Raw genomic sequence first — 25,373 nt, forward strand, 5'->3', positions numbered from 1 at the left:
AACACGCACCGAAGCGAGATCCCCGAACGGGGCGCTCCGGCATTCTGAAATCAAATTCTGCCGGCAAGCGGGGAATCAGACCCGCTCACCGTCGGCCACCCAGTCGGCCATGCGGGCCCGGAGACGAACCAGCGCCTGACCATGGATCTGACACACCCGGGACTCACTGACACCGAGCACTTCACCGATCTCCCGCAGGTTCAGTTCGTCATCATAATACAGCGAGAGGATCAAACGCTCCCGTTCGGGCAAGGCATTGACATGCTCGGCCAGGGCTGTCTGAAAATCCATTCGGGTGATGGACTCCAGGGGCGTCTGCCCCTGGGCCGGGAGGAAATTGTCCACATCGCCATCCCCGTCGCAAAGATCATCAAAACCCAGCACCCGGCTGCCGGCGGCATCCCGCAGCATGTCGTGGTAGGTGTCCAGGTCCACGCCCAGGGCAGCCGCGATTTCCGCACCGCTTGCCTCGCGCCCTTCCCGGTTTTCAATTTCCCGGATCACCTCGCTGATGCGCCGGGCATTGCGATGCACGGAGCGGGGGGTCCAGTCACTGCGACGGACCTCGTCCAGCATGGCACCTCGGATCCGGATGCCGGCATAGGTCTCGAAACTGGCCCCCTGGGAAGGGTCATAATGACGGGCAGCCTCCAGCAGACCGATGACCCCGGACTGGATCAGGTCTTCCACCTGCACATTGGCAGGCAGGCGGGCGAGCAGATGGTAAGCGATTCGCTTGACCAAGGCGACATGCTCATCCACCAGTCGAGTATGATCTGACTCTGCGCTGGCATACATGGCTATGGCACTGATGTGACTGGCTCCAGGTCGTTTCGACCACTGTTGATCAACCTTTCCACAAAAAATTCGATCCCGCCCCGGGTGTTGCGGGGCATGGGCCATTGATCGACGCGACCGGCAATGGTGCGAAAGGCACGGGCGGCAGGGCTGGAGGGATAGGCCTCCAGCACAGTCTGCCGACGCTGCACGGCCTTGCGCAACAGGTCGTCATGAGGAATGGCGCCGACGTAATCAAGGATCACGTCCTCCAGAAAACGGTCACAGACGGACACCAGCTTGCGAAACAGGGCCCTGCCCTCATCCTCATTGTCGTTACGGACCATGTTGGCGAGGATGCGAAACCGCATCAGGCCATGATCCCGGTGCAGCACCTTGATCAGGGCATAGGCATCGGTGATGGAGGCCGGCTCGTCGCACACCACCACCAGCACCTCCTGAGCCGCCCGGCAGAACCGGGTCACGCTGTCATGCAGGCCTGCCGCGGTATCCACCACCAGTACATCCAAGGGGTGAGACAGGGCGCTGAAGGCACGAATGATACCGACATGCTGTGCCGGTTCCAGATCCGCCATGCGGGCAATGCCCGAGGCCGCCGGCACGATCAGCATGCCGGCGGGGCCTTCCAGCAACACCTCTTCCAGCGTCTTTTCGCCGTTGAGGACATGGTACAGGTTGGCCTTGGGCTGCAACCCCAACAACACGTCCACGTTGGCCAACCCCAGATCCGCATCCAGCAGCATGACCCGCTTGCCGCCCTGGGCCAGGGCCGCGGACAGGTTCACCGACACATTGGTCTTGCCCACCCCGCCCTTGCCGCTGGACACCGCCAGCACGCGCACCGGGGACACCGCTCCCGCCGGCGGGGATAACCGGGCCATATTGGGCTCACTGGCTGGAGGCATGGACATACCTGGCATTGGGCTGGTTGATGGGCTCGCGGAACATGGGAGAAACCACCTGGGCCTGACGGGCATCCGCCCGCTCGCCACCGGCATCCGCCATCCTGGCGGCGGTGGCCACCAGTCGGGCGGCACGGGCCGGACGCAAATCATCGGGGATGCGCTGGCCTTCGCTGACGAAGGTCAGCGGCAGGCCTGCCCGGATCAGGGTCGACAGGGCCTCGCCCAACGAAGCGGCTTCATCCACCTTGGTCAGTACGCACCCCTCCGGCTGCAATCGGGCAAAGGATTTCACGGTCTCCGTCATCACGGCCTTCTGCACATTGGCGGCCATCACCAACAGGGTCCTGGCGGAAGGCAGTGCCGTCAGGGATTCCAGTTCGGCCAGCAGCTTCATGTCCCGCTGATTGGTACCCGCCGTATCAATGATGACCAGCCGCTTGGATTTCAACCCCTCTAGCATATCGCCCAGCTGGCGTGCTGTCTGCGCCAGATAGACGGGAACCTCAAGGATCTGACCAAAGGTCTGCAACTGTCGATGAGCGCCGATGCGGTAGGCGTCCGTGGTGATCAGGGCCACCGAGTCATGGCCGTGCCTGAGGCTCTGCAACGCCGCCAGCTTGGCCACCGTCGTGGTCTTGCCCACGCCGCTCGGCCCCACCAGGGTGATGATGCCGGCCTGATCCAGGATACCGTCCGGAGTGACCGCCAGGCGACCGGACAGCTGGGTCAGGGCCTCCTGCCAGGCCTCCGCGGGGTCCTCGGGATGACTGACGGCCAGGGCAATCTCCTTGGCCAGCTCCGGCTCCAACCCCATGCGCTGTAACCGGGCCACCACGCCGGCCCGACCCGGATCACGGCGCATGAACTCCTGGCCCGCCAGACTGGCAAGCTGGTCCTGCAGCATGGCGCGCAACCCTTGAATTTCTTTCTGCATGGCCAGCAGCGTGGGCTCCTGGGACCATTCGATGTTGACGACCTTGCGGGCCTTGGCCGGTTTCACGGGCTCGGGTTCCGTGGCCGGAGGCGGCGGATCGACCACCGGCGTCATCAGGGCGGGCAGCCCCTCCTCCGCCCAACCATCATCACGACGGGCGCGCAGAGGCGGAAATTCCCCCGTCTGGACTCGGATGCCTTCCCGGAGTGCGGGAGCTTGTACCGCCTCGGGCCGAGGCGTCCCGGGACTGCGCGGGGCCTCCGGCCCGTCATCGGGCGCGCCGGAGCCGGCCCCCACGGCGGGAGAGACCGTCCGTTCGGCGGCAAGGGGTGAGGGTCTGGACAGGGGCGAGGGTCTGGATACCGGCTCCCCCGATTGGGCGGCCATCTCCATTACCGCCTCCTCGTCATAGTCCATGGCGGCGATCAACTCGATGCCGCCCTCCACGCTGCGGCTGGAAAGGATCACCGCATCCGGTCCCTGACTCTCCCGCACCAGGCGGATGGCCTGGCGCATATCCGGTGCAAAATAGCGTTTTATCTTCATGACGGTAACCCGTTACCCCCGTTGCACTAACCCGTTTCCCTACCGACGGTGGCCACCACCCGGATCTGCTTGCTGTCCGGTATTTCCGTGTAGGCCAGGACATGGAGCCCGCGTACCGCCGAACGCAGCCAGCGGGACATCCAGGGCCGGATGTCCGGCGACACCACCAACACGGAAGGTTCGCCCGACATCTCCTGACGCTGGGAGGCCTCTGCGATGGAACGCTGCAGGCGTTCGGCCAGTCCGGGTTCGATCCCGAGTCCTGCGCCGCTGCCTCCCTGTGAGGATTTCTGCAATATCTGTTCCAACGCTGGATCAATGGCCAGCAAAGGCAGTTCCGATGCGGTTCCCACAATGTTCTGGACAATGGCCCGCGACAGGGAGACCCGGACCGCGGCCGTCAATGCGTCAGGATCCTGACTCTTGGCACCATGCTCCGCCAATGTTTCGGCGATGGTGCGCATGTCCCGTACCGGGATCTGCTCCGCCAACAGGTTCTGCATCACCTTGAGCACCACCCCCAGTGCCAGGGTCTTGGGCACCAGGTTTTCCACCAGCTTGGGTGAATGCTTGGCCAAGGTGTCCAGCAGGTGCTGGACCTCCTCGTGGCCCAGCAGTTCATGGGCATGGTCACGCAGGATCTGAGACAGATGGGTGGCAATCACCGTCCCCGCGTCCACCACCGTATAGCCCAGCCCCTGAGCCTCCTCCCGCTGCGCCGGATCGATCCAGAGCGCATCCAGACCGAAGGTCGGGTCCTTGGTGGGCGTCCCCTTCACCTGACCGAAGACCTGTCCGGGATTGATGGCCAGCTCCCGGTCCGGGAACACCTCGCCCTCCCCCGTGGTCACGCCCATCAGGGTGAGCCGGTAGTGATTCGGCCCCAGGTCCAGGTTGTCGCGGATGTGCACCGGCTGAATCAGGAAACCCAGTTCCTGGGACAACTTGCGCCGCACGCCCTTGATCCGGGCCATCAGCTGCCCCCCCTGGGAACGGTCCACCAGCGGGATCAGGCGATATCCCACCTCCAGACCCACCAGATCCACCGGCGGCACGTCATCCCAGGTCAATTCCTTCATCTCCGGACTGGTGGGGGGCGGCGCCTCCTCATCCAGCGCCCGGGCCACGGCGGCCTCCTCGGCGACGCGCTGCTGGCTCATCAGGTAGGCGCCGGCGCCCATCAGGGCCCCCAGACTCAGAAACACCATATTGGGCATACCGGGCACCAGTCCCAGGGCACCAACGATGCCGCCCGCCACATAGAGGGCGCGGGGAGAACCGAACAACTGCTTGACGACCTGCTGGCCCATGTCCTGGGCGGTCGACACCCGGGTCACGATAATGGCCGTGGCCGATGACAGCACCAGCGAAGGAATCTGTGCCACCAGGCCGTCGCCGATGGTCAGCAGAACGTAGTTGGTGGCCGCATCCCCCACACTCATGCCGTGCTGCAAGGTGCCGATCACCAGGCCACCGACGATGTTGATGAACAGGATCAGGATGCCGGCGATGGCATCCCCCCGGACAAACTTGCTGGCACCGTCCATGGAACCGTAGAAGTCGGCCTCCTGGGCCACCTCCTCCCGGCGCTTACGGGCCTCGTCCTGGGAGATCAGCCCCGAGTTGAGATCGGCGTCGATGGCCATCTGCTTGCCGGGCATGGCATCCAGGGTGAAGCGGGCGCTCACTTCGGAGACACGGCCGGCGCCCTTGGTCACCACCACGAAGTTGATGATCACGAGGATGGCAAACACCACCAGGCCCACGGCGTAGTTGCCGCCCACCACGAAATCGCCGAAGGCCTGGATCACATTGCCCGCCGCATCGGTGCCGGTATGTCCTTCCAGCAGGATGACCCGGGTCGAGGCCACGTTCAGGGCCAGGCGCAGCAGGGTGGCCACCAGCAGTATGGTGGGGAACACCGCGAATTCCAGCGGGCGCGGGGTGTATACCGCCACCAGGATCACCACCAGGGAAAGGGCGATGTTGAAGGTGAACAGCAGATCCAGGGCCAGCGGCGGCAGCGGGATGACCATCATGGCCAGCAACGCCATCAGCAGCAACGGCGCTCCCAGCCCCATGCGGTTCACATTCTTCAGACTGTCTGCAAAGCTCGCCATTTATGCATTCTCCGCAGGCGGCACATCACGTTTGAGAAACTCTTCCGGCACCGGCAGATCGGTAGGCGGTGTCGGCACCATCCCGCCTTCACGCAGCGCGGCACGCAACTGGTAGACATAGGCCAGCACCTGGGCCACGGCGACATAGAGTCCGGCGGGGATCTCCTGCTCCAGACGGGTGCTGTAGTACAGCGCCCGGGCCAGGGGCGGCGCCGACAGGAGGGTGACACCGGACTGTCTGGCCACCTCCCGGATCTCCCCCGCCACCAGATCCGCCCCCTTGGCCACCACCCGGGGCGCCCCGCCCTTCTGCTGGTCATATTTCAGGGCCACCGCAAAATGGGTCGGGTTGGTCACCACCACATCGGCCTTGGGCACCTCGGCCATCATGCGGCGCCGGGACACCTCGTACTGGAGCTGACGCACCTTGCTCTTGACCTCCGGCTTGCCTTCGGTCTCCTTGAACTCATCCTTGACCTCCTGCTTGGTCATGCGCAGCTGGCGCTGGTGATTCCACAACTGGAACGGCACATCAATCATGACCACCAGGATCAGGGCCACGCTCAGGGCGACGAAGGTCCAGGCGATCATGTAGCCGGCGCTCACCACGCCCGGCACCATCTCCTGCCCCCCCAACCCCAGCAGGCGATCGGAAAACTGCCAGAGGATGCCCATTGCCACCACCGCGATCAGGGAGAACTTGGCCAGGGTCTTGGCCAGTTCCATCAGTCCCTGGGGACCGAAGATGCGCTTGAGCCCCTTGATGGGGCTGAGCTTGTCCGGCTTGGGCTGGAGTCCCTTGAGACGAAAGCGCCCCCCGCCCATGACCACCGGCCCGGTGATGGCGGCAATCACCAGGACCAGGAACATGGGGGCCAGGATCATCAGTGCCTCGCCGATGCGTGCCTGCAGCGCCACCATCATGAAGGAGGGATCAAAGATGCGATCCCGATCGATGATCAGGCTATTTCGGATCAGGGCCTGGATATGATTGAGAAACGCTCCGCCGAACAGCAGCAAGGTGGTGGACCCGGTGAGCAGTACCAAGGTGGTGTTGAGTTCCTTGGAACTGGCCACCTGCCCTTTGTCCTGGGCGTCCCGCAGGCGTTTGGGCGTCGGTTGTTCTGTTTTTTCCTGTGAGGATTCATTCTCGGCCATGGCCTAGCCTCCCAGGATGCGCTGGATGAGTCCGAACCCGGCCATGGCCAGATCACGGATACGGGGTTCCAGGGTGGGCAGATTAAGCATGATGAGGACGAAACCCAGCATGATCATCATGGGAAAGCCCACCGCGAAGATGTTGAGTTGGGGCGAGGCCCGGGTGATCACGCCCATGGACAGGTTCACCATCAGCATGGCCGCCACGATGGGCAGCCCCACCAGCAAGGCCCCCACGTACATGGCGGACCCGAAGCTCGCCACGCCCCAGAAATCCACCCGGGTCAGCCCATCGACACCGATGGGCATGAGGTAGAAGCTCTGCAACAACATGTCCAGCAGCGCGACATGGCCGTTCATGGCCAGGAACATCAGGGTACCCATGATCACGAAGAACTGGGACACCACCGGCACCTGGACCCCCATGGCGGGATCCACCATGGAGGCATAGCCCAGCCCCATGGACAGGGCGATGGACTCACCGGCCATGGTCAGGGCGCTCATGACCATCTGGAAGATGAACCCCATGGTCACCCCGATCAGCACCTGCTGGAGGGTGACGATCAACCCTTCCATGCTCAGGGGCTGCACGGCGGGCGCCGCCGGCAGCAGAGGAGCGATCAGCAGGGCCAGGACCATGGCAAGGACCAGACGCACCCGCAACGGCACCGTCCCCGCGCCGAAGATCGGCGCCGCCATCAGCATCGCGCCGATGCGCACGAACGGCCACAGGAAGGCGGTGACCAGGGCGATGAGTTCGGTGTCGGTGAAATTGAACATGACCGATGACGCCTACCCGATCAGCCCGGGGATGCTCTCATAGAGCCGCAGGCAGTAATCCACCAACAGATCCAGCATCCAGCCGCCGGCGATCACCAGGGCCGCAAACATGCCCAGCAGCTTGGGAATGAAGGACAGGGTCATTTCCTGGATCGAGGTGGCGGCCTGGATCATGCCAATGAACAGACCGATGGCCAGGGCGGTCAGCAGCACCGGCGCGGCGATCAGCACGATGACCCACACGGCCTGCTGCCCCACTTCCACCACGGTATCCGGCGTCATCGGCATGCTCCTCGCGGTTCAGACAAAGAAACTGGTGGCCAGGGTGCTCATGATCATCGCCCAGCCGTCCACCAGCACGAACAGCATGATCTTGAACGGCAGGGAGATGATCAGCGGGGAGAGCATCATCATGCCCATGGACATGAGCACGCTGGCCACCACCAGGTCGATGATCAGAAATGGAATCAGGATCAGGAAGCCGATCTGGAAGGCGGTCTTGAGTTCACTGGTGATGAACGAGGGTACCAGGACGGAAAAAGGTACATCCTCGGGTCCCTCGAAACCGTCATGCCCGGCAATGCGGGCAAACATGGCAATGTCCGTCTCCCGGGTCTGCTCCAGCATGAAGTCCCGCAGCGGCACCCAGGCCCGCTTGACCATCTCCTCCTGACCGATCTCCTCGGCCATGAAGGGCTGGATGGCCTGCTCGTTCACCGCCTGAAAGACCGGCGCCATGATGAAGAAGGTCAGGAAAAGGGCCAGTCCGATCAGGATCTGATTGGAAGGGGTCTGAGTGGTGCCGATGCCCTGGCGCAGGATCCCCAGCACGATAATGATCCGGGTGAAGGAGGTCATCATGATGAGGGCTGCCGGCAGCACGCTCATCAGGGTCATGAGGATCAGGATCTGCAGCGTGACCGAATAGGTCTGAGTACCGCCCGGATCCGTGTCCACCGACAGCAGCGGGATACCGGCCTGCGCCATCACCGGAGCAGCCGGCCACAGGAGCAGCAGCAGCGCCAGGGGTGACAGCAGCAGCGCCCTCATGACGTCCCTCCCTGCCGGCCCATGGCTTGACGCAGGCGCTCGGCAAAACCGCCGCCATGACGGCCCTGGGTCGCGACACCCTCCCCGGTCCGGACCGGCGCATCCAGGACATGCAGGGTCTGCACCCGGCCCGGCGCCACCCCCAGCAACAACTGGGTCTCGCCCACCTGGACCAGGACCATGCGCTCGCGGGCCCCCAGGGAGACCGCACCGAGCACCCGCAGCTCTCCGGACACCCCGCTGTGCATGCCGCCCATGCGGCGCATCATGAAGCCCAGCACCAGGATGGCGAAGATCACCAGGATCAGGCCCATCACCAGTTGTCCCAGATAGGCCGCGCCATCCCCCGTGATGCCAGGTCCGGGCACGCCCCCTCCCGACTCACCCGCCGACACGGCCAGGGGCATGAGCAGAAGCAGCACCACACCGATGAAGGGCTTGAGTAGGGACATGGGACGCCTCACTTGAGCTTGCGAACCCGTTCCGCCGGGCTGATCACGTCGGTCAGGCGGATACCGAACTTCTCGTTCACCACCACCACCTCGCCATGGGCCACCAGGGTGCCGTTGACCATCACGTCCAGGGGTTCTCCGGCCAGGCGATCCAGTTCCACCACGGAACCCTGGTTGAGCTGCAGCAGGTTACGGATGGGGATCCTGGTCCGCCCGATTTCCATGGAGATGGTCACGGGCACGTCCAGGATCACACCCAGGTTGACCTCGGCACCGCCCTCGGCACCCCGACCGGGGGTGGCTTCGGCACCCAGATCCTCAAAGGACATTCTGGGCGTGGGATCCTTCCAGGCATTACCCTTGTTGGCGGCCTCGCCACTCGCGGCACCGCCTGCATCCTGTGCGCCCCCGGCGGCCTCATCGGCGGCCGGGGCACTCCCTCCGGCCTTCTGGTCCGCCTCGGCCTGTTCGGCCAGGGCCGCCGCCCAGATATCCTCTTCTTCGGCTTCGGGTTTGTTGTCCTGATCTTTGTCACTCATGGAGGTCATCCTCGCTGTATTCATTCACTGAGCCGGATCGGCCCGGTAATCTTGATGGCATTGAAACCGTCCGACGTGCCGAAACGACCGCGAAACACGGGGATGCCCTCGGCCCGGATCGTGACTTCCTCGGGAATTTCCACCGGAATGATGTCACCGGGCTTGAGGTTGATCATGTCGGCCACGGTGAGCTCGGTCTCCGTCAGCTTGGCGGTGAGTTCCACCTGCACCATCTTGAGTTCCTCGCGCAGAGCCTTGACCCAGCGGTCATCCACGTCCGCCCGATCGCTCTGCAACCCCGTGTCCAGCTGTTCACGGATGGGCTCGATCATGGAATACGGCATGGTCACGTGCATTTCACCGCCACCGCCGTCCAGTTCCACGTGAAAGGAGCAGACCACCACCACCTCGGTGGGGCTGACGATATTGGCGAACTGGGGATTGACCTCGGAGCGGTTGTATTCAAAGTCCAGATCCATCACCGGTGCCCAGGCCTTTTTCAGATCCGTGAAGGACTGGTCCAGCAACATGCGGATCACCCGCAGTTCCGTCGGGGTGAACTCCCGCCCTTCGATCTTGGCGTGATAGCGACCGTCCCCGCCGAAGAAATTGTCCACCAGGATGAACACCAGCTTGGGGTCGAGCACGAACAGTGCGGTACCCCGCAGCGGCCGGACCCGGACCATGTTGAGGCTGGTGGGCACATACAGGGAGTGCACGTATTCCCCGAACTTCATCATCTTGACCCCGCCCACGGAAATCTCCGCCGAGCGACGCAGGAGTTCGAACAGCCCGATGCGCATGTAACGGGCAAAGCGCTCGTTGATCATCTCCAGGGTGGGCATGCGCCCCCGGACGATACGATCCTGGGTGGTCAGGTCGTATTCCCTGGCCACGCCATCGTGAGCGAGCAACTGATCCTCGGTCTCCACCGCACCGCTGTCCACCCCGTGCAGCAGGGCATCAATCTCGTCCTGGGAAAGAAGATCACTGGTGGCCATCACTCTGCCTCACTGCATCACAAGACTGTTGAAGTACACCGCTTCCACCTGGGTGCGTTCTCCCCGCGTGCCCAGCACGTTGATCACTTCCTCCAGCACTTCAGCGCGAACCTGTTCCTTGCCTGCCTCGGTGATCAGATCGTCATAGGTCTTGTTGCCGATGAGGATCATCAGGTTATTGCGGATGACCGGCATGTGGCGGTTCACCCCGTCCAGCACGGCCTGATCCCGCGCCATGACCACGATGCCCACCTGCACGAAGCGTATCCGGCCCGAGCCCTGGAAATTCACCACCAGCGGAGGGTCCAGAGGCAGATAAATGGCCGGCCGCACCGGCTCCGGACGATCCTGCCCCGGCTCGCTACCGCCCAGCAGATACCAGGCAATCCCGCCGCCGGCCCCGGCGGCCACCAAGGTGGTCAGCAGAATGATCACTATCAGCTTCAGCATGCCGCCCTTGCCCTTGGTGGGCTTGGGGGCGGCGGTTTTTTCAGGTTTTTTGGCCATGACTGCCTGGGCCTCCGTTTTTCATGGAAAGAAGCAACACCCGTGCCAGATAAAAAAGAAACACAAAGTGCAATAAAATCAATTACCTGAGAACCAGGAACACCAGGACGTGACGAAATATTGACGACCGACGACAGCCACGGGACGACGGGCCGACACGGCCCGCCGGAAAGGCAAGGTGTACAGGGAGGGAATTATACGGTGGTCGGACAGGAGACGCCGCCCCGAAGAGGCGCGGCATCGACGACGGCACCTTCCGCGGCCGCTAGAGGCCGGGAAAGGTGATCAGGCATAGGCATCCAGAAGGCCGGTACCGTTCGGATCGGCGGCGCCCGCGGTCCCGTCTCCGGCGACACGCGGATCGACACCGTCGGGATCATCCGGACGCAATCCGGCCTCGTCCCGAGCCATCTCGTCCTGTCCGCCGGCCTCGCGACCGGAAACATCCACATCACCCAACTGCACGCCGCTGTCGGCAAACATCTCCCGCAGCCTGGGCATGGCGGCATCCAGTGCCTCGCGGGCCTGGGGATGATGGGCCAGGAACTGAATATTGGCACGATCGCCCTCCATGGTGATGCGCACCTCCAGCGGCCCCAGGTGGGGTGGGCTCAACCTCAGTTCCGCCCCCTGCATGTTCTGGTTCACCATCCACAGGACCCGGCTGCCCACCGCCTGCCCCCAGTTGGGGCGTGACATCGGCACGTCCACATCCAGGGCACGCAGGGGGAGGGGCTGCGTCGGGGAATGGGGCTGGGCCTGACCGGCAGGCAATGTCTCGGCACTGGTCGGCGCCAGGGGAGCGGCCGCGTCACGCCCGCCCTCCCCGCCCAACCGGGCCACCAGGGCATGCAACGCCTGAGGCATGATCGGGCTCCCGTCCTGTTGTGCCGCTCCCGCACCCTGCTGCCCGTGCAACACCTGGGTCAACGCCGCCGTCAGCGCGGTGAGCCCGCCCCCTTCCGGGCGACGATCCCCCCCGGGATTGAAGGATTCCCCGGCAATTCCCGGCAATCCCCGGCCCGTCTCGGCCAGTTGCTGCCATGCCGCCAGCAGGGAGGCCATTGCGGTATCGTCCCCCTCCTGCCGCAGATCCTCCAGGGTGATGCCGGCCTCATCCATGAGCCGAGCCAGCCAGTCGGGCGGGAAAATCATCGCCGTCGGATCCTGCGCCAGCAAGGCATCCAGGGCCACGGACTGCATCGGGTCCGGATGGCCGCCCGTCAGCTGCTGCAACTGTCCCAGCAGGCTCAGGTGAAAATCGGCGCCCTCCCCGGTCAGGGCAGCGATAGGACTGCGCGAATCCCCCCCCAGGGCAGGCAGGGCGTTCAGTGCAGAAAAGGGCATGAATGACATGTTCATGGCCAGACCCTCGACAGTATCAGGTGAGTCCCGAAATGATGATAAACGTTTGCAATATACGGGCCAGGAATCACTCGATGTCATGTCGCCGGCGACCGTTACGGTCGTCCTGCTCCGCCTGTTCCCGTCGGTCCTGCGCCCTGCGCTCTTCGTGCTGGAACTGTTCGACCACACGATTGAGGGCCTCGGTCTTGCCCCGGGCCTCCACCCAACGCCCACGGCTCATTTCCAGTTCGCGCCGAGCGGCGGCCACCAGCCTCGCCTGCTGTTCGATCGCTTCATTGAGACGGTGCAGAAACAGGCGGTAGTCCCGCACCGACATGCCGGTCATGCCCACCCCGCTTTGGGACTCGAAGCGCTGGGCATACTCGTCACGGTAGCTGCTCAGCTCCTCCAGACGCGCGACGCGCTCTTCCAGGGCCTGCTGTGATTGACCCAGGCGCTGTGCGGCCAGTTGCTGGCGGTTATCCGCCACCTGTACCACGGGTTCCATGCGTTTGGATCGATTCATGACCTACCTCTCTGGTTACAGCCCATCAACGGATCAGCTGCCTGCCCCGCTCGTCACCGCCGGTCGGGGGTGGCGGCGGTTCCATCAGTCCATCCAGTGCCTTCAGGCTGTCCTTGAACGTCACCGACTGGCGCATGTCCTGCTGCAGGTACTGTTCCAGCCTGGGCTGCATGGCAACGGCCTCGTCCACCCGAGGATCGGCACCGCGCTGATAGGCACCCACGCTGATGAGATCCCGATTCTGCTGATAGTGGGAATACAGTTGTTTGAAGCGGCGGGCGGCCTGGATATGCCCGGGGTCCACGATCTCGTTCATCACCCGTGACACGGAGGCCTCGATATCGATGGCCGGATACCGTCCCGTGTCGGCAATCCGTCGCGACAGGACCACATGGCCGTCAAGGATCGCCCGGGCGGCGTCGGCAATGGGATCATTGGTGTCGTCCCCTTCGGCCAGCACCGTATAGAAAGCCGTGATGGACCCACTACCCTGATCCCCGTTTCCGGCCCGTTCCACCAGTTGGGGCAACTTGGCAAAGACCGACGGGGTATACCCCTTGGTCGCCGGCGGCTCGCCGATGGCCAGGGAGATCTCCCGCTGGGCCTGGGCAAACCGGGTCAGGGAATCCATCAGCAACAATACGTCATGCCCCTTGTCGCGGAAGTATTCCGCAATGCTGGTGGCCAGCATGGCGCCATGCAGACGCATCAGGGGAGGATGATCCGCCGGCACCGCCACCACCACGGCCCGCGCCATGCCCTCGGGACCGAGGATGTTCTGGACGAATTCGTTCACTTCCCTGCCCCGTTCCCCGATCAGGCCCACCACCGTGATGTCCGCCGTGGTGTAACGGGTCATCATGCCAAGAAGCACGCTCTTGCCCACGCCGCTACCGGCGAACAGCCCCATGCGCTGACCCCGGCCCACCGTCAACAAGCCGTTGATGGCCCTGACTCCCACGTCCAGGGGTTCGTGGATGGGGCGCCTGGCCAGGGGGTTGATGCTGCGACCGTTAAGGGAGACATGCGCATCGCACTGGGGCGCGGGGCGACCATCCAGCGGCCGCCCGGAACCGTCCAGGACCCGCCCCAGCAAGGCGTCACCCACCTGGGTGTCGCGGGCATGACGGGTGGGAATCACCCGGGCGCCCGGCGTCAGGCCACTGACGTCGCCCACCGGCATCAGGAAGGTACGTTCCGCGGAAAAACCCACCACTTCCGCCTCCACCTCGTGGCCGCCGGCACTGATGACCCGGCAGCGCCCACCGATGGAGGCCTGACAACCTTCCGCCTCCAACGTCAGGCCCACCATCCGGACCAGACGCCCCTCCGCGACAACCGGTTGGGCACGGGCCGCCCGTGCCCGATACCGGGCCAGTGTCTCCGCCAGCAGGCTGGAACGCACGTCGGGACGGAGCGCGGGCGGCAACCGGCGGGTGTCAGTCATCGCCGCCGCCTCCCCCCTGATCGGTGCTGCGCTCCCCGCCCCATACCGAGGCAATGACGGCATTCAGACGGGATTCCAGGGTGGCATCCACCCGTGATGTTTCGGTGATCACCCGCACCCCGCCGCGACTGAGAGTGGGATCTTCGACAATGGACCAGGGACGTTCCAGATCATCCAGCCGCAGGGTTTCCCGGACCAGCTTGCTGTCATCCGGATGCAGGTGCAGATGCAGCTTGCGTTCGGCGCTGGGCAGGGCTTCCAGGGCCTCCCTGAGCACCGCGACGATCGCCCCGGGGTCGGTCTTCAACTCGCGGCGGACCAGCTGGCGGGCTACCGCCATGGCCAGTTGCACCAGTTCGTCCTCCACTGCGGCATCCAGCGCCGCATAGGGCTGCTCAAGCCCCTGGATCAGATGGTCCAGCAGCGCCAGGCGCTCCTTCACGGCAGCCTCCGCGGCCTTCAGGCCATCCGCCTGTCCCTTGGCAAATCCTTCCTTGCGACCCTGCTCCAGCCCCAGTCGGCGCCCCTCCTCCTGTCCCGCCCGCAGGCCTTCTTCACGGGCCTGGCGCTCGATGTCCATGATGCGGTCGGCGGTGGGCAAACCGGGCGCCGAATCCAGCGCCTCGTCTTCCGCCTCTGTCTCCGGCGCCGACGGTTCGGGATCAGATGCCTGATCCGCCAGGGGCGCATGGATATCGGGCAGTTCCCAGCGCCTGGCACCAGTCCCCTTTTCCGATGTGATAATGCGTTCGATCATTCAGTGTCTCCGTCCGGACTAGACCATCTGCTCGGCGCCCTTGTTGCCGAGCACGATCTCGCCGGACTCGGCCATGCGCCGGGCGATGCTCAGGATTTCCTTCTGCGCGACCTCCACCTCGCTCAGACGCACCGGCCCCTTCGCCTCCAGGTCGTCCTGCAGCATCTCGGCGGCGCGCTTGGACATGTTCCGGAGGATCTTGTCCTTGACCGCGTCGTCGGCACCCTTGAGGGCCAGAACCAGGGAGTCGGTGGACACCTCCCGCAACAGGGACTGGATACCGCGATCGTCCACATCCACCAGGTTGGCGAACACGAACATGAGATCCTGGATCTTCTGCCCCAGGCCCTCGTCCAGATCCCGGACCTTGTCCATGATCATGCCTTCCTTGGTGGAGTCCATGAAATTGAGGATGTTGGCGGCACTCTTCACGCCGCCCACCGACGAGGACTTGACGTTCAGGTTGCCGGCAAACTGACGTTCCAGGATCTCGTCCAGTTCCATCAGTGCCGCCGGCTGTACTCCATCCAGGGTGGCAATGCGCATCAGAATGTCCGGCTGGGTACGATCCGGCAGGAAGGACAGCACGGCGGCGGCATGGTCCGGATCCAGGTAGGACAGGACGATGGCGATGATCTGCGGATGTTCCAGCCGGATGACCTCGGCCACGGCGCGGGGGTCCATCCACTTCAGGGATTCAAGCCCCTTGGAGTTGCGTCCCAGCAGGATCCGGTCGATCACCCCGTCCGCCTTGTCCTTGCCCAGGGCGGAGGTGAGCACGCTGCGGATGTACTCGTCCGACCCCATGCCCAGCGCGGTCTGCTCCTCCACTACGGCGATGAAGTCATCCAGCACCTCTCCCACCTCCTTCTTGGAGACATTGGACAGGGAGGCCATGGCGGTCCCGATCCGCTGCACTTCCTTGGGACCCATGTGCTTGAGGACCTGGGCGGCCGATTCCTCGCCCAGGCTCATCAGGAAAACCGCGGCCCGGTCGGGCCCGGACAGTTTGCTCTTAGGATCCATCTTCAGCCACCCAGTTCTTCACCACTTGAGCCACCAGTTTGGGATCTTCCTTGATCAGTTCGCGCACCCGCTGCAGATTTTCTTCATAGCTTGCCGGCTTCTTACCCGGCAGGGCCTGAGGTTCACCGGCGCCCTCGTGGGTCAGGCTGAGTTGATCTTCTCCCAGCCCTTCACCTTCCAGGCGCTTGCGCTCCTCCGCTTCTTCCTCCGTTTCCGGCGCACCCTTGGCGGCCAGTCCCTTGAGCATGGGACGGACCACCAGGAGGATCAGCAGCAGGGCCACCAGTGCCACCAGCGCCATTCTTGCCAGATCCTGAGCCCAGGGCTCCTGCCAGATCACCGGCGCGGGGAAGGGATCAGGCTCGGCCACGGCGCGGAACGGGGCGTTCATGACATTGACACTGTCGCCGCGACGGGCATCAAAGCCCACCGCCTCGCGCACCAGGTTCTCGATGCGCTGCAGTTCTTCCTGGGGGATGGGCTCGCGCACCATCTCCCCATCCTCATTCAACTGTTCACGGAAATCCAGTACCACCGCCACCGACAGGCGACGCACGGTACCGGGCGCCTCGCGGACGTGGCTGATGGTGCGATCCACTTCGTAATTACGGGTCATGCGGCGACTGCTGGAGCCGGGCATGGCGGCGGCATCAGGCCCCAGCACACCCTCCCCTTCGGCATCGAGCACGCCACCCGCGGGCGGCTGATTGGTCAGGGCACCGGGGATACCCATCATGCCCAGACTGCCGCGGGATTCCTCCTCCGCAAGTTGCTCGCTGCGCAGGGCCGTGAGTTCGGGGTCATAGTTCTCGATCGTGCGTTCGATGCGGGAAAAATCCAGGTCGGCGGACACCTGGGCGCGCACCCCGTCGGGTCCGACAATGGGCGAGACGATATCCATGATGCGTCGGACATAGCTCTCTTCCATGCGGCGGGTGAATTCCAGGTTACGGGTGGAGAGATTCATGCCCTCATCCTCGTCCCTGGGGGTCAGCAACTGACCTCGCTGATCCACCACGGTCACCCGCTCCGGCTCCAGATCGGGAATGCTGGACGAAACCAGATGGACAATGCCGGCCACCTGACGTTCCGTCAGCGTCCTGCCGGGGTGGAGATTGACCAGCACCGAGGCACTGGGCTTGGTGCGGTCACGCACGAACACGGTTTCCCGGGGCATGGCCAGATGCACCCGAGCCGTCTCCACGCTGGCCAGGGTCGATACCGAACGGGCCAGTTCTCCTTCCAGGGCACGGTGATAACGGGCCGTCTCCACCAGGCGACTGGTTCCGATCCCCTGATCCTGTTCCATCAGCTCGAAACCGAATCCCCCCGTGCGCGGCAATCCTTCCGTCGCCATCTGCAGGCGGGCTTCATGCACCCGTCCCGCGGGCACCGTCAGGGCGCCGGTCATGGGGTCGATCCGGTAGTTGATGCCCTGACGCCCCAGTGCCTCCATCACCTGAGCCGACTCCCGTTCTCCCAACCCGGGGAAGAGCACGGCATAAGATGGCCGGGTGACCCACAGGAACAGACTCGCCACCAGAGCGACCACCGCCGCCACCCCGACCAGCAAGCCGACCTGGCTCTGCCGGGGCAGACTGGTGAAACCCTGCATCTGCTGATTGAACGTCGTGGTCAGTGAAGTGGCCATGATGCTTCCTTAAAAGGACCTACACCTGCATGTTCATGATGTCCTGATAGGCGGACACCAGACGATTGCGCACCTGCATGGTGGCCTCGAAGGAGATGCTGGCCTTTTGCGTGGCGATCATCACCTGGGCCAGATCCACGTCAGGGTCCCCCATCTCGAACCGGGTGGCCAGCTGATTGCCCTTCTGCTGGGCACTGTTCACCTTGTCCATGGATTGCTTCAGCGCCGCGGCAAAATTGGGCTGCGCCGGTTGCGGCACCGCGACCTTGGGGCCTTCCAGACCGGCACTGGCCGCCAGCACGCGCATCTGCTGAAGCACTTGGTTGATCTGCATGTCACTCATCTCGATACCCTCCCGGCCCGCATCGGCGGACCAAGCATCAATGCATGTCAATAGGGAATGGTCACGCCGGCATCGCGCAGTCTGGCCAGCTTGTAGCGCAGGGTGCGCGGGCTGATGCCCAGACGGGCGGCGGCGTCCTTGCGGCTGCCCTCTTCCACCCTGAGAGCATCCAGAATCAGTTGTTCTTCCCGGGACCTCAGCCTGTCACCCAGGCGCTGGGTGGCGGCGGACGTCGGCTCCGAGACAGGGGCATGGAGAGAAGCATGGGGCGCGGCATCGACCTTCCCCATGGCCTCGAACTGGATGGAGGCGGCATCCAGTTCCTCTCCGTCGCGCAGGATCATGGCCCGCTGGATGACGTTGTCCAGCTCGCGCACGTTGCCCGGCCAGGTGTGATCCATCAGCCGTGCCGCGGCGGCGGTGGTGAGATTGGCCTGGTCGATGGCGCGACCGTGGATATAGATCAGTCGTCGGGCCAGGGGCAGGATGTCGCCGGGACGCTCCCGGAGCGGGGGAATGACCAGGGGGAAGACATTGAGCCGGTAGAACAGGTCCTCGCGGAACTTGCCCTCCGCCACCGCCTGCATGAGATTGCGGTTGGACGTGGCCAGCACCCGGACATCCATCTGCATGGGACGCCGTCCGCCGAGCCTCTCCACCTCCCGCTCCTGCAGCACACGCAGCAGTTTCGCCTGCAGGGAGAGATCCATCTCGGAGATCTCGTCCAGCAGCAGGGTCCCCCCTTCCGCCAGCTCGAACTTGCCGGGACGGGATTCATAGGCCCCCGTGAATGCCCCCCGCTCATGACCGAAGAGCATGGCTTCCAGCATGTTTTCGGGAATGGCTGCGCAGTTGACCGCCACGAAGGGACCGTCGGCGCGGGGAGAGTGGGCATGAATGAATCTGGCATAGACTTCCTTGCCCACCCCCGACTCGCCGTTGAGCATCACGGTCGCTTCCGAGGCGGCAACACGACGCGCAAGCTCCACCAGTTCCCGGCTCCGCGGGTCCTCCGCGACCAGCTCGAAGGCCCCGCCGGAAGGGTCCATTGTCAGAAGTGTTGCCTGGGTCATCTCACCTGCTCCGAAATGTGGTCCGGTTGTCGGCCCTCCCGGCGGTGACGTAACACCGGCGATGGAGTGGCCTGCAACCTTCCAGAAGCAGGTAACGTGCCAGAAAATAAAAACAATTAAAAACAGATACTTAAAAACAAAAAACAGAACTGCGTCAGGATTCCGTCGTCATATCATCCCGCTGGACGCCGTATTTCCGCATCTTTTCCACCAGCGTGGTCCGGCGCATGCCCAGTAACTTGGCGGCATGGGCCACCACCCCGTCGGAGCGATCAAGGGCCTGCCGGATCAGGTGGGTCTCCAGATCGCTGATGTACTCCTTGAGATCCAGCCCGGACTCGGGCAACCCGGCCTCCAGGGTGACGGGAGCATCGACCTCGGCCGCACTGATGGTCTGCAGATCCTGTTCACTCAGACCGGCCCTGAATTTGCCGGGCAGGTCATCAGGCGACACGGTTTCTCCCGGAAACATGATGGAGAGACGTTCCACCAGGTTGGCCAGCTCACGAACGTTGCCGGGCCAGTCATAACGGGACAGTACCCGCAGGGCAGCGGGAGAAAACCGCACCCCGGAGCGTCCCTCGGCCTCCATCCGGGTCACCAGCTCATCGATCAGCAAGGGCAGGTCCCTGAGCCGATCCCGCAGCGGCGGTACCTCGATGGGGAATACATTGAGTCGATAATACAGATCTTCCCGGAAGGTGCCTTCCTGGATCGCCACCTCCAGATCCCGATGGGTGGCGGCAATGATGCGTGCATCGGTGGTCAGCGTCTTGGTGCTGCCCACACGCTCGAAAGTACGTTCCTGCAGTACCCGCAGGATCTTCACCTGCATGGGCAGCGGCATGTCACCGATCTCGTCCAGGAACAGGGTGCCGCCCTGGGCCAGCTCGAAGCGACCGGGACGGGCGGTGATGGCGCCGGTGAAGGCCCCCTTTTCATGACCGAACAGCTCGCTTTCCAGCAATTCTCCGGGAATGGCGCCACAGTTCACCGCCACGAAGGGCTTGCCGCCACGGGACGAGCACTGGTGAACATTGCGGGCCACCACCTCCTTGCCGGTCCCGGTCTCGCCCAGAATCAGCACATTGGCATCGGTCATCGCCACCTGCTGGATCAGCTCACGGATACGCTGCATGGTCCGGTGATACCCCACCAGGGAATGGTAGAGCGCCTGATGCCGGACCTTGTCCGGCGAGACCCCGTTGACCACCAGATGACGCGCCGTCTGCAGACTGCCCGACAAGGCGGGATAACGCAGGGGGAAGTCCAGGCGACCCAGCACCCGGGGATGCATCGCATCCGGCAGGGATGAAAATTCCTCGGCGGCACCCGCCAGGATCAGTGGGGGCAATCCATCAAGCGCCGACAGGGGTTCCACCAGCTCGGCCCCATGCGCCACGGCGCAACCGCTGACCAGGATCGCCAGCCAGTCCCCCCGGGTCTGCTCCCGCAGATGAGCGCCGCACTCCCGTGGCGACATCACCCGTGGACGACAGCCCAGAAAGTCCAGGATGGTTTCCATGCGTTCGGCGCGCCGGGCATCCCCAGCCACCACCAGGACGACATCGGGCAACAGTGGAGGCTGTCCGTCCGCGTCTTCGGTTGTCGATAATGGGTCTTGAAGTGTCATAAATATACGCCCTGGACCGTTCCATGGGTCCGAAACAATAACCGCTTTTTGAAAAGGCTCAGTTGACCTGCGCCGCCGTCCCGACCCGTTCAGTTCGGGGTTTCATCACGCCTGGACCGGCTCTGGGCGATGCTGCGTCGATGGCGCCGGAACACCATTTTCTGAATGCCGTCTTCGAGTGCCGGACTCATTCCCTGGAACAGCACGCTCAGATCATAGCCCGATTCCGCGGCCTCGCACGAGGTCACCCGGGCATACAGCGTCAGCGGCCGGGGAAACTGGGGACACAGATAAAAGCTCAGGCACAGGGCCTGCCCGGGCGGCAGGGACTCCGGCTGGACCCAGCCCAGGCCTTCGGCGGAAATCCGCAAAGGAACCGGCGGTGGAATCCGCGCATGGGCATGCAGCAACAGACTCACCATTTCCACCAGCAGGTTGACCTTCGACTCGATTCTGAGCAGTTCCTGGGTCACCTCACCGGCGTCATCGATCCGTCGCGGCTGAACATCATCCATGCCTGCGCAGACCCGGAGCAGGCTTTCATTGGCTTCATTGATCCGGGCCAGCTCTTCAGCCGGAGGAATCCCGTCCACCGGTTCCATCGCCAGGGGGAGTCGATCCCTGATCACCAGCACATCCTTGAAGGGATCGTCTGTCGTCATGATCTCATTTCAGCATAACCGCAAAGTGACAGGCAAAACCCGGATATCCCGGATCCGCCCCGATCAAGTACCGCAGAAAGTCTGGTACACCCGCTCCGCCGGGTCCGGAGGCCGGGCATAGGCCTGGTCGTCCTCCGCCAGTGCCCAGGGATTGCGCGCCACCTTGAGCAACCGCCGAAAAGGCCCGAAATCCCCCGCCTCCACGGCCGCCGCAATCACCTGTTCCACCCGATGATTGCGGGGAATACAGGCCGGGTTGATCCGTCGCATGCGCGCGGCCCTCGCCCCGGGAGACATCGCTCCCTCCCGGCGCAGGCGTGACCGCCACTGCCGCGCCCAGGCATCGAAGGCCTCGGGCTGCGTGAACAGGCGACGAACCGGCTCATCCTGCCCCTCGTCCTCGGCCGCATCACACAGATGACGAAAACACAGGGTGAAATCCGCCTGGCCCTGCTGCATGGCCTGCAGCAACCCCTGAATCAGGGCAATGTCCCCCTTATCGGCCGTGCTCAGCCCCAGCTTGAGGCCCATCACGTCAATCCAGTGACGCGCAAACCGTTCGGAGAAGGAATTTACCAGATCCGTGGCCGATTCCAGCGCCTGATTTTCGTCGGAGCCGATCAACGGCAGCAATGTCTCGGCCAATCGGGCCAGATTCCACTGGGCCATGGCCGGCTGATTGGCATAGGCATAACGCCCCCGGCTATCGATGGCACTGAAGACCTGATCCGGATGATAGACGTCCATGAAGGCGCAAGGACCGAAATCGATGGTCTGTCCGGACACGGCCATGTTGTCCGTGTTCATCACCCCGTGGATAAACCCCACCCCCATCCACAGGGCCACCAGCCTTGCCTGGGCTTCCACGATGGCCTCCAGCAAGGCCAGGCCGGGCTGGTCCGCCTCACGGGTCCAGGGGTAATGACGATCCGCGACATGGTCCGCCAGTTGCCCCAGCGCCGCCCGATCGCCACGCATGGCGAAATACTGAAATGTCCCCACCCGCACATGACTGGCCGCCACCCGGGTCAGCACAGCCCCCGGCAGGACCGTTTCCCGCAGCACCGGTTCTCCGGTGGAGACGGCGGCCAGGGCCCGGGTCGAAGGGATGCCCAGGGCATGCATGGCCTCGCTGACCAGATACTCACGCAACACCGGACCGAGGGCGGCACGGCCATCGCCTCCCCGGGAAAACGGGGTACGGCCCGATCCCTTGAGCTGGATATCCCGACGCTGCCCCCGCACATCCACCACTTCCCCCAGCAGGATGGCCCGCCCATCCCCCAACCGGGGCACGAAATGCCCGAACTGATGGCCGGCATAGGCCATGGCCAGAGGCTCCGAGCCGGGCAGTACGCGGTTACCCGCAAACACCTGGGCCCAGACTTCCGGCGTCAGGGACAGGGGATCGATGCCCAGCTCCCGACACAGGTCGTGATTGAGTTCGATCAGGGAGGGGGCAGGCACCGGATCCGGGTCAAGCCGGACATGGAAGGTCTCCGGCAGGCGGGCATAGGTGTTGGAAAACGGGATCGGATCAGGCACCGGGGACACAGGGTTCAAACCTCCTTCATTGGGCCGGCGGGCACACCGCCACAGCAATCCGACCACGCGCCGCCGTCGGGGTTCGCGCCGACGGCGGCAAGGAATATTGACCATACTCAATTCCGGGTCTACGCTCTAGCTTATATACCTATTACAAAAGTCAACTACCCCGGCCTGAAGGCCGGAGCTTGTGAAAGCAGGCTGGGTTGACCAGGGAGAGCGGTGAAAACCCGCTACGTTTGCAACAGGTCGTCAAGACCCACCGGCGGATGCTGCCTCAGTCCGCCGCTCTGGAAGAGTGGGATCATGCTGGCGAAAGGTAAAACGCCGAAGGTTCCAGTCGCCGCGAAAGCGGGAGCCGGTTGCAGACATTCCCGAGGGGAGATGGGGCGCAAGCCCCACGTCACCGGACCCGTAAGGGTTCTGTTTTGAGAGCATTTTAGATGGCGGTTTTGGTACTGGACAAGAGGAAAAAGCCCCTGATGCCCTGCTCGGAGAAACGGGCACGGTTGCTATTGGAGCGGGGCCGGGCCGTGGTCCACCGGATGCGTCCGTTCACCATCCGGCTCAAGGATCGCACGGTGGAAGAATCCGTCCTGCAACCGATCCAGATCAAGATTGACCCCGGCAGCAAGACCACCGGAGTCACGGTGATACGCGAAGACGATACTGATCCAGAGGAGCAGCAGGTGTTGATATTGATGGAGATCGAGCATCGGGGCCAACAGATCAGTGAAAATTTGACCCAGCGCCGGGCCTTTCGTCGGCGGCGCCGGAATCAGTTACGTCACCGGGCGCCCCGGTTCGACAACCGGACCCGGCCCCAAGGCCGGCTGGCCCCCAGTCTGCAACATCGGGTAGACACCACGATGGCCTGGGTGAACCGATGGTGCCGACTGGCCCCGGTGACGGGGATCACCATGGAACAGGTCCGATTTGATATGCAGGCCATGGAAAACCCCGAGATCAGTGGCGTGGCGTATCAACAGGGCACCTTGCAGGGCTATGAGGTGAGGGAATACCTGTTGGAGAAGTGGCAACGGTGCTGCGCCTATTGCGGCGCCAGGAACGTGCCCCTGGAGATCGACCATATTCACCCCAAAAGTCGGGGCGGCTCGGATCGGGTCAGCAATCTGACCCTGGCCTGTCATGATTGCAATCAGGCCAAGGGGAATCAGCCTGTGGAAGTGTTTATGGCCGACAACCCCAAGCGCCTGCAACGGATCAAGGCCCAGGCCCAGGCCAAGGCCCCCCTCAAGGATGCCGCCGCCGTCAACAGCACCCGCTGGGCACTGTTTCAACAGCTTCAGACCACGGACCTGCCCGTGATCACCAGTAGCGGTGGCCGCACCCAATACAACCGACAGCGGTTGGGCATCCCCAAGACCCACGCCCTGGATGCGGCCTGTGTCGGGCCAGTCACCGCCGTTACCCACTGGAACGTGCCCACCTTGACGGTGCGGGCCACGGGTCGGGGCAGTTATCAGCGCACACGGCTCAACCGTTTTGGCTTCCCCCGTGGCTACCTGATGCGGCAAAAACAGGTGAAAGGCTTTCAGACCGGGGATCTGGTTCAGGCCAACGTACCGACTGGTAAAAAGGCCGGCACTTACCAGGGCCGGGTGGCCATCCGCGCCACCGGCAGTTTCAATATCCAGACCCGAGAGGGTGTGGTTCAGGGCATTTCACACCGCCATTGCCGCCTGCTTCAAAGAGCCGATGGCTACGGCTATACCTTCCAACCCAAACCGGCACTGGAGGACGCGACCAGGGCCGCGTGATCGTGCTGTGCACGATGCGCTATCCCTCCCCGCCCTGAAGGACGGGGTTTCTCGCCCAAAATGATGAAGCTCTGCGGCGTCGGGCTGGGATCATCCAGCCTGGCGGTCATGGGCTTCTCCCCCACCGAGCTGCAGGCTTCGGTGCGCCAGTTCAAGACCGCCAAGACCGCCCGTGCCTACGGCATGACGGCGGTGGATACCCAGGCACGCATCTGACACGCCCCGACGGTGGCCAGTCTGGCCCCGACGTTCGGCAGAGGTGCAATGACCAATCACTGGGTCGACATCAAAAATGCCGACCTGATCCTCATCATGGGCGGCAACGCGGCCGAGGCCCAACCCCCGCTGCGTCTACCAGATGATGAAGACCCACTTCGATCGCTATACCCCCGAAGTGGTCAGTCGCATCACCGACACACCGGAAGACCGTTTCCTGCCGCCGCAATCTGGGGGGCGGCCTGATCCTGGATCCCTGGGGACCCGCCCGGGTGCGGGATATTGCCCGCGCCCTGTCCCGGGATGAGACCCACATCCGGGCCCTGATGCAGCGGCTCACCGCCATGGGGCAGGTCTGCCGCATCGCCCATGACACTATTTCCACCGGGAGGCAGTGGCCGAACTGGAAGCCATCGTCCGCGAGTTGTCCGACACCGACCACATCCCTCTCACCACCCTCTCCCACGGCGACGGCTGCGGCTGCAAGATCGCCCCGGCCGTCCTCCAGGAGGCCCTGCGGGGTCTGACACAGGGGGTGTTTCAGCCGAACCATCAGTAACATATCCCCCGCCCGAC

The 25,373-nt window shown here is 63.9% G+C and carries 25 protein-coding genes and 1 pseudogene; 3 read left to right on the forward strand and 23 right to left on the reverse strand.

Annotated elements, in window-relative coordinates; all coding sequences use genetic code 11:
• Window positions 1-75: 75 nt before the first annotated feature.
• The 23 genes from ACLF6L_RS08750 to ACLF6L_RS08860 all read right to left on the reverse strand — a co-directional run bounded on the left by ACLF6L_RS08750 (window position 76) and on the right by ACLF6L_RS08860 (window position 22,809).
• Window positions 76-798, reverse strand: a complete 723-nt coding sequence (locus ACLF6L_RS08750) for an RNA polymerase sigma factor FliA (protein ID WP_238618061.1) — start codon at window positions 796-798, stop codon at window positions 76-78.
• A gap of 2 nt (window positions 799-800) precedes the next feature.
• The gene (locus ACLF6L_RS08755) at window positions 801-1,703 is read right to left on the reverse strand and encodes a MinD/ParA family protein (protein ID WP_412851461.1); all 903 of its coding nucleotides are present in this window, start codon (window positions 1,701-1,703) and stop codon (window positions 801-803) included.
• Window positions 1,687-3,183 (reverse strand): flagellar biosynthesis protein FlhF, encoded by a 1,497-nt coding sequence (gene flhF / locus ACLF6L_RS08760; protein WP_238618062.1) that lies wholly within the window; start codon window positions 3,181-3,183, stop codon window positions 1,687-1,689. Before flhF ends, ACLF6L_RS08755 begins: the two co-directional genes overlap by 17 nt.
• Before the next feature lie 26 nt (window positions 3,184-3,209).
• Window positions 3,210-5,303 carry a flagellar biosynthesis protein FlhA gene (gene flhA / locus ACLF6L_RS08765; RefSeq protein WP_238618063.1) on the reverse strand — a complete coding sequence of 698 codons (2,094 nt, stop codon included), beginning with the start codon at window positions 5,301-5,303 and terminating at the stop codon, window positions 3,210-3,212.
• Window positions 5,304-6,461: a flagellar biosynthesis protein FlhB gene (gene flhB / locus ACLF6L_RS08770; protein WP_238618064.1), complete on the reverse strand. Its 1,158-nt coding sequence runs from the start codon at window positions 6,459-6,461 to the stop codon at window positions 5,304-5,306. It lies immediately after the preceding gene.
• Window positions 6,462-6,464: 3 nt separating this feature from the next.
• Window positions 6,465-7,241: a flagellar biosynthetic protein FliR gene (gene fliR, locus ACLF6L_RS08775; protein WP_238618065.1), complete on the reverse strand. Its 777-nt coding sequence runs from the start codon at window positions 7,239-7,241 to the stop codon at window positions 6,465-6,467.
• A gap of 12 nt (window positions 7,242-7,253) precedes the next feature.
• The gene (fliQ, locus tag ACLF6L_RS08780; protein ID WP_008931528.1) at window positions 7,254-7,523 is read right to left on the reverse strand and encodes a flagellar biosynthesis protein FliQ; all 270 of its coding nucleotides are present in this window, start codon (window positions 7,521-7,523) and stop codon (window positions 7,254-7,256) included.
• Between the two features lie 18 nt (window positions 7,524-7,541).
• Complete coding sequence (gene fliP / locus ACLF6L_RS08785) at window positions 7,542-8,291, reverse strand: flagellar type III secretion system pore protein FliP (protein ID WP_008931529.1); 750 nt, start codon at window positions 8,289-8,291, stop codon at window positions 7,542-7,544.
• A complete protein-coding gene (gene fliO / locus ACLF6L_RS08790; RefSeq protein ID WP_008931530.1) occupies window positions 8,288-8,743 on the reverse strand; it encodes a flagellar biosynthetic protein FliO in 456 nt (151 codons plus the stop codon). The genes fliP and fliO overlap by 4 nt, the downstream gene beginning before the upstream one ends.
• An 8-nt stretch (window positions 8,744-8,751) precedes the next feature.
• Window positions 8,752-9,306, reverse strand: a complete 555-nt coding sequence (gene fliN / locus ACLF6L_RS08795) for a flagellar motor switch protein FliN (RefSeq protein ID WP_412851462.1) — start codon at window positions 9,304-9,306, stop codon at window positions 8,752-8,754.
• Window positions 9,303-10,283: a flagellar motor switch protein FliM gene (gene fliM / locus ACLF6L_RS08800; RefSeq protein WP_238618068.1), complete on the reverse strand. Its 981-nt coding sequence runs from the start codon at window positions 10,281-10,283 to the stop codon at window positions 9,303-9,305. Before fliM ends, fliN begins: the two co-directional genes overlap by 4 nt.
• A gap of 9 nt (window positions 10,284-10,292) precedes the next feature.
• Window positions 10,293-10,790 (reverse strand): flagellar basal body-associated protein FliL, encoded by a 498-nt coding sequence (gene fliL, locus ACLF6L_RS08805; RefSeq protein WP_238618069.1) that lies wholly within the window; start codon window positions 10,788-10,790, stop codon window positions 10,293-10,295.
• A 285-nt stretch (window positions 10,791-11,075) separates the two neighbouring features.
• Complete coding sequence (locus ACLF6L_RS08810; protein WP_412851463.1) at window positions 11,076-12,152, reverse strand: flagellar hook-length control protein FliK; 1,077 nt, start codon at window positions 12,150-12,152, stop codon at window positions 11,076-11,078.
• Window positions 12,153-12,222: 70 nt separating this feature from the next.
• Window positions 12,223-12,663 carry a flagellar export protein FliJ gene (gene fliJ, locus ACLF6L_RS08815; protein WP_238618071.1) on the reverse strand — a complete coding sequence of 147 codons (441 nt, stop codon included), beginning with the start codon at window positions 12,661-12,663 and terminating at the stop codon, window positions 12,223-12,225.
• Window positions 12,664-12,688: 25 nt separating this feature from the next.
• Window positions 12,689-14,110, reverse strand: a complete 1,422-nt coding sequence (fliI, locus tag ACLF6L_RS08820) for a flagellar protein export ATPase FliI (RefSeq protein WP_238618072.1) — start codon at window positions 14,108-14,110, stop codon at window positions 12,689-12,691.
• Complete coding sequence (locus ACLF6L_RS08825) at window positions 14,103-14,867, reverse strand: flagellar assembly protein FliH (protein WP_238618073.1); 765 nt, start codon at window positions 14,865-14,867, stop codon at window positions 14,103-14,105. Before ACLF6L_RS08825 ends, fliI begins: the two co-directional genes overlap by 8 nt.
• An 18-nt stretch (window positions 14,868-14,885) precedes the next feature.
• Window positions 14,886-15,899 (reverse strand): flagellar motor switch protein FliG, encoded by a 1,014-nt coding sequence (gene fliG, locus ACLF6L_RS08830; RefSeq protein ID WP_412852767.1) that lies wholly within the window; start codon window positions 15,897-15,899, stop codon window positions 14,886-14,888.
• On the reverse strand, window positions 15,883-17,544 hold the full coding sequence (fliF, locus tag ACLF6L_RS08835; protein ID WP_238618075.1) for a flagellar basal-body MS-ring/collar protein FliF: 1,662 nt from the start codon (window positions 17,542-17,544) through the stop codon (window positions 15,883-15,885). Before fliF ends, fliG begins: the two co-directional genes overlap by 17 nt.
• 19 nt (window positions 17,545-17,563) lie before the next feature.
• Window positions 17,564-17,887, reverse strand: coding sequence for a flagellar hook-basal body complex protein FliE (gene fliE / locus ACLF6L_RS08840; RefSeq protein WP_412851464.1), 324 nt, complete (start codon window positions 17,885-17,887; stop codon window positions 17,564-17,566).
• 47 nt (window positions 17,888-17,934) lie between these two features.
• Entirely contained in the window at window positions 17,935-18,960 is a 1,026-nt protein-coding gene (locus ACLF6L_RS08845; RefSeq protein WP_276315714.1) for a sigma-54 interaction domain-containing protein, read from the reverse strand.
• A gap of 154 nt (window positions 18,961-19,114) precedes the next feature.
• Window positions 19,115-20,485, reverse strand: a complete 1,371-nt coding sequence (locus tag ACLF6L_RS08850) for a sigma-54 dependent transcriptional regulator (RefSeq protein WP_412852768.1) — start codon at window positions 20,483-20,485, stop codon at window positions 19,115-19,117.
• 197 nt (window positions 20,486-20,682) lie between these two features.
• Complete coding sequence (locus ACLF6L_RS08855; RefSeq protein ID WP_008931543.1) at window positions 20,683-21,255, reverse strand: PilZ domain-containing protein; 573 nt, start codon at window positions 21,253-21,255, stop codon at window positions 20,683-20,685.
• Between the two features lie 63 nt (window positions 21,256-21,318).
• Entirely contained in the window at window positions 21,319-22,809 is a 1,491-nt protein-coding gene (locus ACLF6L_RS08860) for a protein adenylyltransferase SelO (protein ID WP_412852770.1), read from the reverse strand.
• A 434-nt stretch (window positions 22,810-23,243) separates the two neighbouring features.
• Here ACLF6L_RS08860 and iscB point away from each other — a divergent pair, with 434 nt between their 5' ends.
• The 3 genes and pseudogenes from iscB (at window position 23,244) to ACLF6L_RS08875 (ending at window position 25,356) form a co-directional block, all read left to right on the forward strand.
• Window positions 23,244-24,581: an RNA-guided endonuclease IscB gene (gene iscB, locus ACLF6L_RS08865; RefSeq protein WP_412851465.1), complete on the forward strand. Its 1,338-nt coding sequence runs from the start codon at window positions 23,244-23,246 to the stop codon at window positions 24,579-24,581.
• A 162-nt stretch (window positions 24,582-24,743) separates the two neighbouring features.
• Window positions 24,744-24,923 (forward strand): annotated as a pseudogene (locus tag ACLF6L_RS08870) (hypothetical protein); the annotation flags it as partial.
• Window positions 24,924-25,191: 268 nt separating this feature from the next.
• Window positions 25,192-25,356, forward strand: a complete 165-nt coding sequence (locus ACLF6L_RS08875) for a hypothetical protein (protein ID WP_412851466.1) — start codon at window positions 25,192-25,194, stop codon at window positions 25,354-25,356.
• Window positions 25,357-25,373 lie beyond the last annotated feature (17 nt).

It is taken from the genome of Ectothiorhodospira shaposhnikovii, from assembly GCF_047222355.1.
In the GTDB taxonomy this organism is placed as follows: domain Bacteria; phylum Pseudomonadota; class Gammaproteobacteria; order Ectothiorhodospirales; family Ectothiorhodospiraceae; genus Ectothiorhodospira.

Excerpts from the sequence above, each read along its gene's own strand:
- fliO (WP_008931530.1), bottom strand. The coding sequence starts at position 8,743 with ATGTCCCTACTCAAGCCCTTCATCGGTGTGGTGCTGCTTCTGCTCATG.
- flhA (WP_238618063.1), bottom strand. The coding sequence starts at position 5,303 with ATGGCGAGCTTTGCAGACAGTCTGAAGAATGTGAACCGCATGGGGCTG.
- fliF (WP_238618075.1), bottom strand. The coding sequence starts at position 17,544 with ATGGCCACTTCACTGACCACGACGTTCAATCAGCAGATGCAGGGTTTC.
- ACLF6L_RS08850 (WP_412852768.1), bottom strand. The coding sequence starts at position 20,485 with ATGGAAACCATCCTGGACTTTCTGGGCTGTCGTCCACGGGTGATGTCG.
- fliN (WP_412851462.1), bottom strand. The coding sequence starts at position 9,306 with ATGAATACAGCGAGGATGACCTCCATGAGTGACAAAGATCAGGACAAC.
- ACLF6L_RS08825 (WP_238618073.1), bottom strand. The coding sequence starts at position 14,867 with ATGATCGAACGCATTATCACATCGGAAAAGGGGACTGGTGCCAGGCGC.
- fliM (WP_238618068.1), bottom strand. The coding sequence starts at position 10,283 with ATGGCCACCAGTGATCTTCTTTCCCAGGACGAGATTGATGCCCTGCTG.
- flhB (WP_238618064.1), bottom strand. The coding sequence starts at position 6,461 with ATGGCCGAGAATGAATCCTCACAGGAAAAAACAGAACAACCGACGCCC.
- ACLF6L_RS08855 (WP_008931543.1), bottom strand. The coding sequence starts at position 21,255 with ATGACGACAGACGATCCCTTCAAGGATGTGCTGGTGATCAGGGATCGA.
- ACLF6L_RS08810 (WP_412851463.1), bottom strand. The coding sequence starts at position 12,152 with ATGAACATGTCATTCATGCCCTTTTCTGCACTGAACGCCCTGCCTGCC.
- fliE (WP_412851464.1), bottom strand. The coding sequence starts at position 17,887 with ATGAGTGACATGCAGATCAACCAAGTGCTTCAGCAGATGCGCGTGCTG.
- fliR (WP_238618065.1), bottom strand. The coding sequence starts at position 7,241 with ATGTTCAATTTCACCGACACCGAACTCATCGCCCTGGTCACCGCCTTC.
- fliL (WP_238618069.1), bottom strand. The coding sequence starts at position 10,790 with ATGGCCAAAAAACCTGAAAAAACCGCCGCCCCCAAGCCCACCAAGGGC.
- flhF (WP_238618062.1), bottom strand. The coding sequence starts at position 3,183 with ATGAAGATAAAACGCTATTTTGCACCGGATATGCGCCAGGCCATCCGC.
- fliJ (WP_238618071.1), bottom strand. The coding sequence starts at position 12,663 with ATGAATCGATCCAAACGCATGGAACCCGTGGTACAGGTGGCGGATAAC.
- ACLF6L_RS08755 (WP_412851461.1), bottom strand. The coding sequence starts at position 1,703 with ATGCCTCCAGCCAGTGAGCCCAATATGGCCCGGTTATCCCCGCCGGCG.
- ACLF6L_RS08845 (WP_276315714.1), bottom strand. The coding sequence starts at position 18,960 with ATGACCCAGGCAACACTTCTGACAATGGACCCTTCCGGCGGGGCCTTC.
- ACLF6L_RS08750 (WP_238618061.1), bottom strand. The coding sequence starts at position 798 with ATGTATGCCAGCGCAGAGTCAGATCATACTCGACTGGTGGATGAGCAT.
- iscB (WP_412851465.1), top strand. The coding sequence starts at position 23,244 with ATGGCGGTTTTGGTACTGGACAAGAGGAAAAAGCCCCTGATGCCCTGC.
- fliQ (WP_008931528.1), bottom strand. The coding sequence starts at position 7,523 with ATGACGCCGGATACCGTGGTGGAAGTGGGGCAGCAGGCCGTGTGGGTC.
- fliI (WP_238618072.1), bottom strand. The coding sequence starts at position 14,110 with ATGACTGACACCCGCCGGTTGCCGCCCGCGCTCCGTCCCGACGTGCGT.
- fliP (WP_008931529.1), bottom strand. The coding sequence starts at position 8,291 with ATGAGGGCGCTGCTGCTGTCACCCCTGGCGCTGCTGCTGCTCCTGTGG.